Source organism: Vallicoccus soli (assembly GCF_003594885.1).
GTDB lineage: Bacteria > Actinomycetota > Actinomycetes > Motilibacterales > Motilibacteraceae > Vallicoccus > Vallicoccus soli.
Genome location: NZ_QZEZ01000009.1, coordinates 104,886 through 117,640, shown reverse-complemented (window position 1 = coordinate 117,640; position 12,755 = coordinate 104,886). Strand labels below are relative to the sequence as shown.

The window sequence follows — 12,755 nt, the reverse complement described above, 5'->3', positions numbered from 1 at the left end:
CCGGGGCTGCGCCGGGGTCAGAGGGCGAGCTCGGCCCGCACGACGCCGGCGAGCCGGTCGGCCACCGCGCGGGCCTGCTCGGCGCTCGCGGCCTCGACCATGACCCGCACCAGGGGCTCGGTGCCCGACGGGCGCAGCAGCACCCGCCCGGTGCTGCCGAGCTCGCGGTCGGCCGCGTCCACGGCCCGGCGCACCGGCTCGTTGGTGCCGACCCGCGCCCGGTCCACGCCGGGGACGTTGACCAGCACCTGCGGCAGGCGCTGCATGACCCCGGCGAGCTCGGCCAGCGGCGCGCCGGTCGCGGCCTGGCGGGCGAGCAGGTGCAGGGCGGTGAGCAGGCCGTCGCCCGTGGTCGCGTGGTCGAGCAGCACGACGTGGCCGGACTGCTCGCCGCCGAGGGCGTACCCGCCGGCCTGCATGGCCTCGAGCACGTAGCGGTCGCCGACCGCCGTCTCGACGACCTCGATGCCCTCGCGCTGCATGGCCAGGCGGAAGCCGAGGTTGGACATGACGGTGGCCACGACCGCACCGCCGCGCAGCGTCCCCGCCTCGCGCATCCCCAGCGCCAGGACCGCCAGCACCTGGTCGCCGTCGACGACCTCGCCGGCGGCGTCCACGGCCAGGCACCGGTCGGCGTCCCCGTCGAAGGCCACGCCGGCGTGCGCGCCCCGCTCGAGGACCGCGGCGCGGAGCCGGTCCAGGTGCGTGGAGCCGTACCCGTCGTTGATGTTGAGCCCGTCCGGCTCGGCGCCGATGGCGTGCACCTGCGCACCGGCGCGGCGCAGCACCTCGGGCGCGACGCGGGCGGCGGCGCCGTGCGCGGCGTCCACGACGACCGACAGCCCGTCGAGGCGGTGCGGCAGCGTCGCGAGCAGGCGCTCGGCGTAGCGCGCCGTGGCCTCCGGGAACGGGCGCACCCGGCCGACCGCCGACCCGGTCGGGCGGTCCCAGTGCTCGCGCATGCGCCGCTCGACGGCGTCCTCGACGTCGTCGGCCAGCTTGTGCCCGCCCCGGGCGAAGAACTTGATGCCGTTGTCCGGCATGGGGTTGTGGCTCGCCGACAGCACGACGCCGAGGTCCGCGCCGAGGTCGGCGGTGAGCGCCGCGACGCCCGGCGTCGGCAGCACCCCGGCGTCGAGCACGTCGACGCCCGCGCTGGCCAGGCCCGCGGTCACGGCGGCCGCCAGGAACTCCCCGGAGGCGCGGGTGTCGCGCCCGACGACGGCGACCGGCCGGTGGCCCGCGAACGCGCCGCGGTCGCCGAGCACGTGGGCCGCCGCGACCGACAGGTCCAGCGCCAGCTCGGCGGTGACGTCGCGGTTGGCGAGGCCCCGGACCCCGTCGGTGCCGAACAGCCGTGCCATGGGACTCCTCGCTCGCGCCGGGCGGCCCGTGCCGCCCGCCTCGTCGGACCGCCCGCATCGTCGCACGGGCGGCGGCGCGGACCCGGGCGGCGGCCCGGGACGCGCGCGAGCCCCGCGCGCCGGGCGGGCGCGCGGGGCTCGGGTGCTCCCGTCGCGGGAGCGCTGCGTCAGCGCTTGCTGTACTGGGGCGCCTTGCGGGCCTTCTTCAGACCGTACTTCTTGCGCTCCTTCACCCGCGGGTCGCGGGTGAGGAAGCCGGCCTTCTTCAGTGCCGGGCGGTTGGCCTCGACGTCGATGCCGTTGAGGCAGCGGGCGATGCCCAGGCGCAGCGCGCCGGCCTGCCCGGAGGCGCCGCCGCCGGCGATGCGCACGATGACGTCGTACGCGCCGTCGAGCTCGAGGGTGCGGAACGGCTCGTTGACGAGCTGCTGGTGCACCTTGTTCGGGAAGTAGTCCTCGAGGCTGCGGCCGTTGATCGACCACTGGCCGGTGCCCGGCACGATGCGCACGCGGGCGACGGCCTCCTTGCGGCGGCCGGTCGCGGCACCGGGGACGGTGACGACCGGGCGCGGCGCGGACTCCAGCGGCGCGCTCTCGGTGCTGTACTCGCTCGGCGCGTCGTCGCCGTCGACGGCGTCGAAGGGCTCGACGCTGGTGTCAGTGGACACGGACTGCTCTCCCTGCTGGGTCTGGCTCGGTGGCGCTGGGGCTGGTGGTGCGGACCGCCGCGCTTACTGCGCGACCTGGCCGATCTCGTAGGGCGCCGGCTGCTGGGCGGTGTGGGGGTGCTCCGGGCCCGCGTAGACCTTGAGCTTCTTGAGCATCGCCCGGCCGAGCGCGTTGTGCGGGAGCATCCCCTTGACGGCCTTCTCGACGGCCTTGCGGGGGTCCTTCTCGAGCAGCTCGGTGTAGGAGACGGCCTTGAGCCCGCCCGGGTAGCCCGAGTGGCGGTACGCGATCTTCTGGTCGCGCTTGCTGCCGGTCAGCGCGACCTTGCCGGCGTTCACGACGACGACGAAGTCGCCCGTGTCGACGTGCGGGGCGAACGTCGCCTTGTGCTTGCCCCGCAGCAGGACCGCCACCTGGGAGGCGAGGCGCCCGAGCACCACGTCCTCGGCGTCGATCACGTGCCACTGGCGCTGGACGTCACCGGGCTTGGGGCTGTACGTGCGCACGGTCGTAGCCTTCGTTCTCGTCGGTCGGTCGGGCGGTCCGCAGCGGGGACCGCGCGGAGGGGCGGGCCCGGCCGCCACCGGCAGGGCCGGGCGGGGCGCGGGCGCGCACAACGACTGCCCACAGTACCGCCCGCCCTCGACCACGGTCAAAACGCGCCGGGGCGGGAGGGGTGCTCCCCCTCCCGCCCCGGCCGCCGGGCCCGCGCGTCAGGGGCGCACGAGCCCCGTCGCGTCGACGAGCCGGCCCAGGTCGTCGTACGCCGCCACGGCCCACTGGCCCGCCGCGGCGCCGGCCAGGCGCCGGGCGTCGGCCGGCGCGAGGCGCAGCCGCTCGCGCTCCCCGCCGCCGGGGCCGCCGACCTCGGTGAGCGGCACCGACGCGCCGCCGACGACCGCCTGGGCGTCGAGCGCGAGGCCCCCGGGGGCCTCGGACCAGTGCAGGCGGTACGACCAGCCGCGCCGGTCCGCGCCGGCCGCGTCGAGGTCCCACAGCACGAGGCCCGGCCGCGCCCAGCTCGCCCGCGCCGTGGCCAGGTCCGGCACCGCGACGGGCGCGGACGTGCCGACCACCAGGGCGCCGGCCGCCGTGTCGTACGCGAACGTCGTCACCAGGCCGTCCTGCGCGACGGAGAAGGCCACCGGCGCGCCGTCGCCGACCCGGGCCTCGTACGTCCCGGCGGGGATGCCCGTGGTGGCGAAGGTGGCGGTCCGGTCGCCGTCCAGGTCCTGCAGCCAGGAGCGCAGGCACGCCGCGTCGCCGTCGGCGGCGCAGCCGAGCTCGTCCTGGAAGGTGCCGGTGACGACCCGCGGCCCGCCGCCGGCGCTCGTCTCGACCGCGTGCGTCGCGTGGTCGTAGAAGAAGGTCACCGGGCCGCCCGGCGCCGCGAGCGCGATGTTGCCGCTGCCGCCCCCGGCGCCGTAGCTCTCGTCCCACGTGCCGTCGACGGCCGCCTTGAACGCCCAGTTGCCGGCGGGCACGTCGAGCGTGCCCTTCCAGATGCCGTCGGCCGGGTCGAGCTGCAGGTCGATCGCCGTGCAGCCGGGGTCCCAGTCGCCGGAGCAGCCGACCTCCTGGCCGAAGTCGCCGGGCACGGTGATGCGGTCGGGCTGGTCCTCCGGTGCCACCGGCACGCGCGGTGCGACCGGCTCGGGCGCAGGGGCGCCGACCGAGCGGCTGGACTGCGCGACGGAGAAGTTCCCGCTGTGGTCGCGCAGGACCGCCCGGTACTCCAGCACGCTGCCGGCCGGCAGGCCGGTCACGTCGTGGAACACCCGGTACGGCGCGTTGTCGTCGGTCCCGAGCGGCGTCCAGGCACTGGTCCCCGCCCGGCGGTACGCGAACGAGACCTGGTCGAACCCGCCGCCGGGGACGACGGCCCCGACCTCGGCGCGCCCGCCGACCGTGGAGCCTGCCTCGGCCCGGAACTGCACCTGCGGGGCTCGGCGCGCGGGGGCCAGCGGTCCCGAGGCCTTCCAGACCACGGCCGACAGCGGCGGCACCGTGACGGCGACCCGCCCCTCGGCGTCGCTCGTCACGGCGCCGGTGCCGGCCGGCCAGAGCCCGTCGAAGCGCATGCCGGCGCTGAACGTGTCCAGCACGACGGTCCGCTCGGTCGTGCTGTTGTTCGTCGCGACGAGGTGCTCGACGTCGTCGGCGTCGCTGATCCGGCTGAACGCGTAGACGCCGGCGTCGCCGCTGGCGAACCGGTGCACCTGGGCGCCGTCGGCCAGCGTCGGGTGCTCCTCGCGCAGCGCCGACAGCTCGGCCAGGTGCCGGTAGAGCGGGTGCTCCGGGTCGAAGTTCTCCTCGGCCGTCGTGGCGTCCGTGCCGATGAGGTCGTCGTCGTTGTACTCGGCGACCTGCGAGGCGAACATGTCCTGGCGCGCCAGCTGGTCGTTGCCGTCGCCGACGAACCCCTGCTCGTCGCCGTAGTAGACGACCGGCTGCCCGCGGGTCAGGTACATCAGCGCGTGGGTCAGCCGGTCGCGCTCGAGCAGCTCGTCGCCGCTCGCGCCGCTGTCGGCGAGGAACTTGCCGATGCGGCCCATGTCGTGGTTCCCGAGGAACGTCGGCAGCGAGTACGCGTTGCTGTCGGCGTCGGTGTACCAGTCGTCCTTGGCGAAGAAGTCGCGCAGGCCCGTGGTCGCCCTCCCCTGCCCGAAGCCCGTGGCGCTGGCCTGGAAGCCGAAGTCGAGGGTCGCCTGCAGACCGCCCTCGGTGGTGTACCGGGACGTCTTGCGCGGGTCGGCGTCGTACACCTCGCCGAAGGAGAAGAAGTCGGGCGTCCCGGCCGCCTCGGCCGCGGCCTCGATGCGGGGGGCGAACTCCTGCCAGAACTCGATGTTGACGTGCTTGACGGTGTCGATGCGGAAGCCGTCGATGCCGAAGCCGGCCCACGCCTCGTAGACCTCGCTCATCCCGTCGACGACCTCGGGCCGCTCCGTGAAGAGGTCGTCGAGGCCGACGAAGTCGCCGTACTCGTCGGACTCGGTGCCGTCGAACCGGGCGTTGCCGCGGTTGTGGTACATCGTCGGGTCGTTGAGCCACGCCGGGACCTTCACCGTCGCGTCGGACGGCTGCGGGAAGACCGGCGTGTACGGGAACGAGGTCTGCGGGTCGAGCGGCGGGAAGTCCTCGCTGCCGGCGACGTCGCGGTCGTCGAAGACCTCGCCCGAGGCGTCCCGGTACGGCACCTGCTCCTTGCTGACGTAGTCGTACTCGCCCTCGGCGTAGTCGATGACGTCGGCGGTGTGGTTCGTGATGATGTCGAAGAAGACCTTCATGCCGCGGGCGTGCGCGGCGTCGGTGAGCTCGCGGAGGTCCTCGTTCGTGCCCAGGTGCGGGTCGATCTGGGTGAAGTCGGTGATCCAGTAGCCGTGGTAGCCCGCGCTCTCCTGCCCGGGCGGGCCCTGCACGGGCTTGTTCTTGAACGACGGCGTCAGCCAGATCGCGGTCGTGCCCATGCCCTGGATGTAGTCCAGGCGCTCGATGATCCCGCGGATGTCGCCGCCGTGGTAGAAGCCGCGGTGCTCGGGGTCGTACCCGCTCTGCAGCCGGTCCGCGGGCAGCCCGCCGAGGTCGTTCGACGGGTCGCCGTTCTCGAAGCGGTCGGCCATGACGAAGTAGAACCGCTCGCGGGTCAGGTCCTCGCGCAGGGAGCCGCGGGCGGCCAGGCGGCGGTCGGCGGCCGTGACGCCGGCCGCCCGGGCGACGGGCACCACGGTGGTGCGGCGGGTCGCCTCGTCGTACGTGAAGCGCAGCCGGACGTCGCCGGCGACGACCACGGGGCCGCGCGCCGCGCTGCCGTCGGGGGCGTAGCGCGCCCCGTCGTCGGCGACCTGGACGCGCCAGGTCCCCTTGGGCACGGTGAGCACCCGGCTCCACGTGCCGTCGCCGGCGGGCTGCAGGCGGGTGCGGGAGCAGGCGGCGTCCCAGTCGCGGGCGCAGCCGAGCTCGGACTGCAGGCTGCCCACGAGGACGGGGGCGCCGGTGGCCGGCGCGGCGCTGGCGGGCAGGGCCGCGCCGACGGCGGGGAGGGTGGCGACGAGGCCCGCGGCGAGCGCGGGCGCGAGGGTCTTGCGGGCGCGACGACGGCGGTGTCGGGACGCGGGTGGGTGCACGGGGTCCTCCGGCGGCGGCGGGACGGCCGTACGCCGCCCCGCACTGGGTGGTGTCCCGAGAACGGTGCCACCCCGCGGCCCGCTTGGGAAGGGGCTTGCAGCAAGAACCTGCGAAGCGGGTGCAGGTTCTTGCAGCGACCGTCAGCGGGCCCGCTCCACCCGCCCCTCGTCCCACACCGGCTCCGCGCTCTCGCGCACCCGCCCGTCGGCGCCGAGCACGAGGAAGCGGTCGAAGCCGCGGGCGAACCAGCGGTCGTGCGTCACCGCCAGCACCGTCCCCTCGTACGCCCCCAGGGCCTCCTCGAGCGCCTCGGCCGACTCCACGTCGAGGTTGTCCGTCGGCTCGTCGAGCAGCAGCAGCGTCGCCCCGCCGAGCTCGAGGCGCAGCACCTGCAGGCGGGCCTGCTGCCCGCCGGACAGCGACTCGAAGGCCTGGTCGGCCTGCCGGTGCAGCTCGTAGCGGCGCAGCGCCGACATCGCCGGGCCGCGGCCCAGCGCGTGCTCGCGCTCCAGGACCTCCACGAGGGTCCGCCCGAGGAGCTCGGGGTGCTCGTGGGTCTGCACGAAGTGCCCCGGCACCACCCGGGCGCCGAGCCGCCACTCCCCGGTGTGCGCCACCGGCTCGCCCGCGAGCAGGCGCAGCAGGTGCGACTTGCCCGACCCGTTCGAGCCCAGCACGGCCACCCGCTCGCCCTGGTGCACCTCGAGGTCGAACGGCTCCATGAGCCCGGTGAGCTCGAGCCGCTCGCACACGACCACCCGCTTGCCGGTGCGCGCGCCGCGCAGGCGCATGCGCAGGCGCTGCTCCGGGGGCGGGGCCTCGGGCGGGCCCGCCGCCTCGAACTTGGCCAGCCGGGTCTGCATGGCCCGGTAGCGCGAGGCCATGTCGGGGCTGTTGGCCGCCTGCTGCTGCAGGGTGCGCACGAGCTCGCGCAGCCGCGCGTGCTCCTCCTCCCAGCGCCGCAGCAGCTCCGCCAGCCGCTCGTGCCGGTCGCGGCGCGCCTGCGGCCAGGTCGCGAACCCGCCGCCGTGCACCCACGCCGTGCCGCCCTCGACCGTGACGACGCGGGTCGCGGTGCGCGCGAGGAGCTCGCGGTCGTGCGAGACGTACAGCACCGTCTTCGGCGTCGCCCGCAGCTGCTCCTCGAGCCAGCGCTTGCCCGGCACGTCGAGGAAGTTGTCCGGCTCGTCGAGCAGCAGCACCTCGTCCGGCCCGCGCAGCAGCGCCTCGAGCACGAGCCGCTTCTGCTCCCCGCCGGACAGCGTCGCGGCGGCGCGCCACTGGGCCCGCTCGTACGGCACCCCCAGCGCGGCCACCGTGCAGGTGTCCCACAGGACCTCGGCGTCGTACCCGCCGGCGTCGGCCCAGTCCGCGAGCGCCTGCGCGTAGCGCAGCTGCGTCGGCTCGTCGTCGCGCTCCATCATCGCCAGCTCGGCCTCGTCGACCGCCCGGGCCGCCGCCTGCACCCGCGGCGGGGCGGCCCCGAGCAGCAGGTCGCGCACGGTCGGGGGCCCCGTCGGCCCGTCCTCGTCGCCGGCCCGGCCGACGGTGCCGACGAGCTGGCGCATCACCCCGAGCCCGCCGCTGCGCACGACCTGCCCCGCGTGCGGCTGCAGGTCGCCCGCGACGAGCCGCACCAGCGTCGTCTTGCCCGCCCCGTTGGCCCCGACGAGCGCCACCTTCGCCCCGTCGCCCACCCGGAACGACACGTCGGCCAGCAGCTCCCGCCCGTCCGGCAGCCGGTACCCGACGCCCCCCACGTCCACGTGCCCCATGGCCCCGATCCTCCCGGCGCACCCGGTCCCCGCGCACCCGGTTTCCGCGCGCCGTCGGCGTCGCGCACCCCCGCGCCCCTGCCCCGTTGACCACGTGCGGCAGGCGTACGGGTGCCGGCCAAGGCTCGCCCGCCTCGTCCGGCACCCGTACGGGTGCCTCACGTGGTCAACGGGCGAGCGGCGGGTCCGGGCGGCGGGCGCGGGTCTGCGCCGCCCGGGCGGCGAGCTCGGCGTCGGGCGGGTAGCCGACCTCCTCGAGCACGAGCCCCTCCGGCCCGACGACGGTGACGGCGGGGTCGCGGCGGCGCGCGGACAGGACCCCGCGCGGCCAGTCCGGCGGGCGGCGGCCGTCGCCGACCGCGAGCAGGGCGCCGACGAGCGCGCGCACCATCGAGTGGCAGAAGGCGTCCGCGACGACGGTGCCCTCGAGCAGGCCCGCGTACGGCCCGTCCTCGACCCGTCGCCACTGCAGGCGCTGCAGCGCCCGCACCGTCGAGGCGCCCTCGCGGCGCCGGCAGAAGGCGGCGAAGTCGTGCTCGCCGAGCAGCAGCGCGCCGGCGGCGGTCATCGTCGCGGGGTCCAGCGGGCGGGGGTGGCGCAGCACGTGGTGGCGCACCAGCGGGTCGGGCCCCTGCGGGGCGTCGCAGACCCGGTACGCGTACCGCCGCCAGACCGCGCCGAACCGGGCGTCGAAGCCGGGCGGGGCCGGGGCCGCGCGGCGCACCCGCACGTCCGGCGGCAGCGTCCCGGCCAGGCGCAGGACGAGGGCCTCCCCGGGTTGGCGCGGCGAGCGGCCGGGGACCGCCTCCCACGCCGCCCGCGGCACGTCGAGGTGGGCGACCTGCCCGCGCGCGTGCACGCCCGCGTCGGTGCGCCCGGCCACGGTGAGCTGCGCCGGCCCGTCGAGGCGCAGCACCCGGGTGAGCGCCGCCTCGAGCTCGCCCTGCACCGTGCGCAGGCCGGGCTGGCGGGCCCAGCCGGCGAAGGCCGTCCCGTCGTACGCGAGGTCGAGCCGGACGCGCACGAGCCCACCGCCCTCGGGGGCGGTGGGCTCGTGGTCGTGCTGGGAGGCGGTCAGGACGACGGCTTGTCCTCGTCGCCCTCGGCCTGCGACTCCTCGCTGGCGCCCTCGGTCTGCGGCGAGGTCGAGCCCTCGGCCGGGTCCTCGGCGGGCACCTGCTGGTCCGGGCCCTCGCCCTCGGCGACCGGGGCGGCGGGCGCCTCGGTGGCCTCGGTGGCCTCGGTGCCCGGCTCGTCGCTGGCGCCGACCTGGTCGTCGACCGCGACCTCGGACGGGGTGGCGACGTCGCCCGCGCTGGCGGCGGTGCCCGCGGCGGTGGCGCCGGCGGTGCGCCGGGTGGCGGCCTCGGCCTCGCCGACGGCCTGCTGGGCCACGGTCAGCGGCTCGACGAGCTCGATGACCGCCATGGGGGCGTTGTCGCCCTTGCGGGGGCCGATCTTGGTGATGCGGGTGTAGCCGCCGGGGCGGTTCTCGTACCGCGGGCCGATCTCGGCGAACAGGACGTGCGCCACGCCCTTGTCGCGGATCACGGACATGACCTGCCGGCGCGCGTGCAGGTCGCCGCGCTTGGCCTTGGTGACGAGCCGCTCGGCGAGCGGGCGCAGCCGGCGGGCCTTGGCCTCGGTCGTCGTGATGCGGCCGTGCTCGAAGAGGGCGGTCGCCAGGCCGGCGAGCAGCAGCCGCTCGTGGGCGGGGCCGCCGCCGAGGCGCGCTCCCTTGGTGGGCGTGGGCATGGGGTGGTCTCCTCGGGGTCCGCCGACCCCTCAGCGGGTCGGGTGGGCGCGGGTCGGGCTCGGGTCGCGCGGGCGGGCCGCCCCCGGCGGTGCCGGGGGCGGCGGTGGCGTCAGTACTGCTCGTCCTCGGCGAAGGACTGGTCGGCGTCGTCCGCGCCGTCGCCCTCGGCGCCGTACGAGTCGACGACCGCGCTCGGGTCGAACCCGGGCGGGCTGTCCTTGAGGGCCAGGCCCATGGTGACGAGCTTGGCCTTCACCTCGTCGATGGACTTCGCCCCGAAGTTGCGGATGTCCAGCAGGTCGGCCTCGCTGCGCGAGACGAGCTCGCCGACCGAGTGGATGCCCTCGCGCTTGAGGCAGTTGTACGACCGGACGGTCAGCTCGAGCTCCTCGATGGGCAGCGCGAGGTCCGCGGCCAGCGCCGCGTCCGTCGGGGACGGGCCCATGTCGATGCCCTCGGCGTCGACGTTGAGCTCGCGGGCGAGGCCGAACAGCTCGACGAGGGTCTTGCCCGCCGAGGCCATGGCGTCGCGCGGCAGCATCGAGGACTTGGTCTCGACGTCGACGATGAGCCGGTCGAAGTCGGTGCGCTGCTCGACGCGGGTCGCCTCGACCTTGTACGTCACCTTGAGGACCGGCGAGTAGATCGAGTCGACCGGGATGCGCCCGATCTCCTGGCCCGCCTGCTTGTTCTGGACCGCCGACACGTACCCGCGGCCCCGCTCCACGGTCAGCTCCATCTCGAGCTTGCCCTTGGCGTTGAGCGTGGCGATGTGCAGGTCGGGGTTGTGCACCTCGACGCCCGCCGGCGGCGCGATGTCCGCGGCGGTGACGGTGCCCGGGCCCTGCTTGCGCAGGTACATGACGACGGGCTCGTCGTGCTCGGAGCTGACCACGAGGCCCTTGATGTTGAGGATGACGTCGGTGACGTCCTCCTTCACCCCGGGGATGGTCGTGAACTCGTGGAGCACGCCGTCGATGCGGATGCTCGTGACCGAGGCACCGGGGATCGACGACAGGAGCGTGCGCCGCAGGGAGTTGCCGAGCGTGTAGCCGAAGCCGGGCTCCAGCGGCTCGATCGTGAACCGGGAGCGGGCGTCGGTGACGACGTCCTCGGTGAGCGTGGGGCGCTGTGCGATGAGCACGGGTCTGTCCTTCCCGCGGCGCCCACCATTTGACGCCGCGAACGGGACGCCGGGCCCGCCCGCGACCCCGGCGGGGGTGCGGTGCGGGCCCGGTGTCAGGTCACTTCGAGTAGAGCTCGACGATCAGCTGCTCCTGGACCGGCGTGTCGATGACCTGCCGGGCCGGGAGCGAGTGGACGAGGATGCGCATGGTCGAGGGGAGGACCTCGAGCCACGCCGGGACGGGGCGCTCGCCGACCATGCCGCGGGCGATGACGAACGGGTCCAGCTCGACGGAGCTCGGCCGGATGTCCACGATGTCGTTCTCGGTGACGCGGTACGACGGGATGTCGACCTTCTGGCCGTTCACCCGGAAGTGGCCGTGGCGCACGAGCTGGCGGGCGGCGTCGCGGCTCGGCGCGAAGCCCGCGCGGAACACGACGTTGTCCAGCCGGCTCTCGAGGATGCGCAGCAGGTTCTCACCGGTCTTGCCGGTGCGGCGGTTCGCCTCCTCGTAGTAGCCGCGGAACTGCTTCTCGAGGACGCCGTAGATGCGCGCGCACTTCTGCTTCTCGCGCTTCTGCAGCAGGTACTCGCTGTCCTTGGTGCGGCCGCGCCCGTGCTCGCCCGGCGGGTAGGGCCGGATCTCGATCGGGCACTTCGGGGACTCGCACTTCGCGCCCTTGAGGAAGAGCTTCATCTTCTCGCGGCGGCAGCGCTTGCAGTCGGGGCCGGTGTAGCGGGCCATGGTGCTCTCGTTCTCCTTCTCAGACCCGACGCCGCTTCGGCGGACGGCAGCCGTTGTGCGGGACGGGGGTGACGTCCTGGATGGACCCGACCTCGAGGCCGGTCGCCTGCAGCGACCGGATCGCGGTCTCGCGGCCGGAGCCGGGGCCCTTGACGAACACGTCGACCTTGCGCATGCCGTGCTCCTGCGCGCGGCGCGCGGCCGACTCGGCGGCCATCTGCGCGGCGAACGGCGTCGACTTGCGCGAGCCCTTGAAGCCCACGTGGCCGGCCGAGGCCCACGCGATGACGGCACCCGTCGGGTCGGTGATGGAGACGATCGTGTTGTTGAACGTGCTCTTGATGTGCGCGTGGCCGTGGGCCACGTTCTTCTTCTCCTTGCGGCGCACCTTCTTGGCGCCCGCCTGGCGGCTCTTCGGAGGCATGGTTCAGGACTCCTGGCTGGACTTGGTGGTTCCGGGGCAGCGGCGCGCGGCCGTCACTTCTTGCCGGGCTTCTTCTTGCCGGCGATGGCGCGGCGCGGGCCCTTGCGGGTGCGGGCGTTGGTGTGCGTGCGCTGCCCGTGCACCGGCAGGCCGCGGCGGTGCCGCAGGCCCTGGTAGCTGCCGATCTCGACCTTGCGGCGGATGTCGGCGGCGACCTCGCGGCGGAGGTCGCCCTCCGTGCGGTAGTTGGCCTCGATCCAGTCGCGCAGGGCGACGAGCTGCGCGTCGTCGAGGTCGCGCACGCGGGTGTCCGAGCTGATGCCGGTCTGGGCGAGCGTCTCGACCGCCCGGGTCCGGCCGATGCCGTAGATGTAGGTCAGGGCGATCTCCACCCGCTTCTCGCGGGGGAGGTCGACGCCGACGAGGCGTGCCATGTCGGTGGTGCTCCTTGCGTCGTCGGAGGTCCTGCGCGCCGCCCCCGCCGGGCCCGCTGGTGCGGTCCCCGCGGCCCCGGCCTCCGTCCGGGGGTCGACCCCCTGGGGGGCCGTTGCGGTACGCGTGCTTCGTCGTGCTCCCCGCCGCTGCTGCGGCGGTGTCGTGCGTCAGCCCTGCGAGGGCCCGGTGCTGCTCAGCCCTGGCGCTGCTTGTGGCGCAGGTTGTCGCAGATCACCATGACGCGACCGTGCCGGCGGATCACCTTGCACTTGTCGCAGATCGGCTTGACGCTCGGCTTGACCTTCATCGCTCGTCCCTCGGGTTGGCAGTCGT

12 protein-coding genes are annotated in these 12,755 nt (G+C 75.3%); all 12 read right to left on the bottom strand.

Annotated elements, in window-relative coordinates; translation table 11 throughout:
* Positions 1-17: 17 nt before the first annotated feature.
* The 12 genes from glmM to rpmJ all read right to left on the bottom strand — a co-directional run bounded on the left by glmM (position 18) and on the right by rpmJ (position 12,729).
* A complete protein-coding gene (gene glmM / locus D5H78_RS16835) occupies positions 18-1,364 on the bottom strand; it encodes a phosphoglucosamine mutase (protein ID WP_119951664.1) in 1,347 nt (448 codons plus the stop codon).
* A gap of 167 nt (positions 1,365-1,531) precedes the next feature.
* On the bottom strand, positions 1,532-1,948 hold the full coding sequence (gene rpsI / locus D5H78_RS16830) for a 30S ribosomal protein S9 (RefSeq protein WP_218566731.1): 417 nt from the start codon (positions 1,946-1,948) through the stop codon (positions 1,532-1,534).
* 147 nt (positions 1,949-2,095) lie between these two features.
* Positions 2,096-2,539 (bottom strand): 50S ribosomal protein L13, encoded by a 444-nt coding sequence (gene rplM / locus D5H78_RS16825; RefSeq protein ID WP_119951662.1) that lies wholly within the window; start codon positions 2,537-2,539, stop codon positions 2,096-2,098.
* A 207-nt stretch (positions 2,540-2,746) separates the two neighbouring features.
* Positions 2,747-6,160 (bottom strand): alpha-amylase family glycosyl hydrolase, encoded by a 3,414-nt coding sequence (locus D5H78_RS16820; RefSeq protein WP_119951661.1) that lies wholly within the window; start codon positions 6,158-6,160, stop codon positions 2,747-2,749.
* Positions 6,161-6,301: 141 nt separating this feature from the next.
* On the bottom strand, positions 6,302-7,936 hold the full coding sequence (locus D5H78_RS20505) for an ATP-binding cassette domain-containing protein (RefSeq protein WP_177891316.1): 1,635 nt from the start codon (positions 7,934-7,936) through the stop codon (positions 6,302-6,304).
* A 166-nt stretch (positions 7,937-8,102) separates the two neighbouring features.
* Positions 8,103-8,960, bottom strand: coding sequence for a tRNA pseudouridine(38-40) synthase TruA (gene truA, locus D5H78_RS16810; RefSeq protein WP_218566724.1), 858 nt, complete (start codon positions 8,958-8,960; stop codon positions 8,103-8,105).
* A 50-nt stretch (positions 8,961-9,010) separates the two neighbouring features.
* Positions 9,011-9,691 carry a 50S ribosomal protein L17 gene (gene rplQ / locus D5H78_RS20340; RefSeq protein ID WP_119951659.1) on the bottom strand — a complete coding sequence of 227 codons (681 nt, stop codon included), beginning with the start codon at positions 9,689-9,691 and terminating at the stop codon, positions 9,011-9,013.
* A gap of 110 nt (positions 9,692-9,801) precedes the next feature.
* Positions 9,802-10,836 (bottom strand): DNA-directed RNA polymerase subunit alpha, encoded by a 1,035-nt coding sequence (locus D5H78_RS16800; RefSeq protein WP_119951658.1) that lies wholly within the window; start codon positions 10,834-10,836, stop codon positions 9,802-9,804.
* 100 nt (positions 10,837-10,936) lie between these two features.
* Positions 10,937-11,563 (bottom strand): 30S ribosomal protein S4, encoded by a 627-nt coding sequence (rpsD, locus tag D5H78_RS16795; protein WP_119951657.1) that lies wholly within the window; start codon positions 11,561-11,563, stop codon positions 10,937-10,939.
* A 19-nt stretch (positions 11,564-11,582) separates the two neighbouring features.
* Positions 11,583-11,987 carry a 30S ribosomal protein S11 gene (gene rpsK, locus D5H78_RS16790; protein WP_119951656.1) on the bottom strand — a complete coding sequence of 135 codons (405 nt, stop codon included), beginning with the start codon at positions 11,985-11,987 and terminating at the stop codon, positions 11,583-11,585.
* Positions 11,988-12,040: 53 nt separating this feature from the next.
* A complete protein-coding gene (gene rpsM / locus D5H78_RS16785; protein ID WP_119951655.1) occupies positions 12,041-12,421 on the bottom strand; it encodes a 30S ribosomal protein S13 in 381 nt (126 codons plus the stop codon).
* Positions 12,422-12,615: 194 nt separating this feature from the next.
* The gene (gene rpmJ / locus D5H78_RS16780; RefSeq protein ID WP_119951654.1) at positions 12,616-12,729 is read right to left on the bottom strand and encodes a 50S ribosomal protein L36; all 114 of its coding nucleotides are present in this window, start codon (positions 12,727-12,729) and stop codon (positions 12,616-12,618) included.
* Between the last annotated feature and the right edge of the window lie 26 nt (positions 12,730-12,755).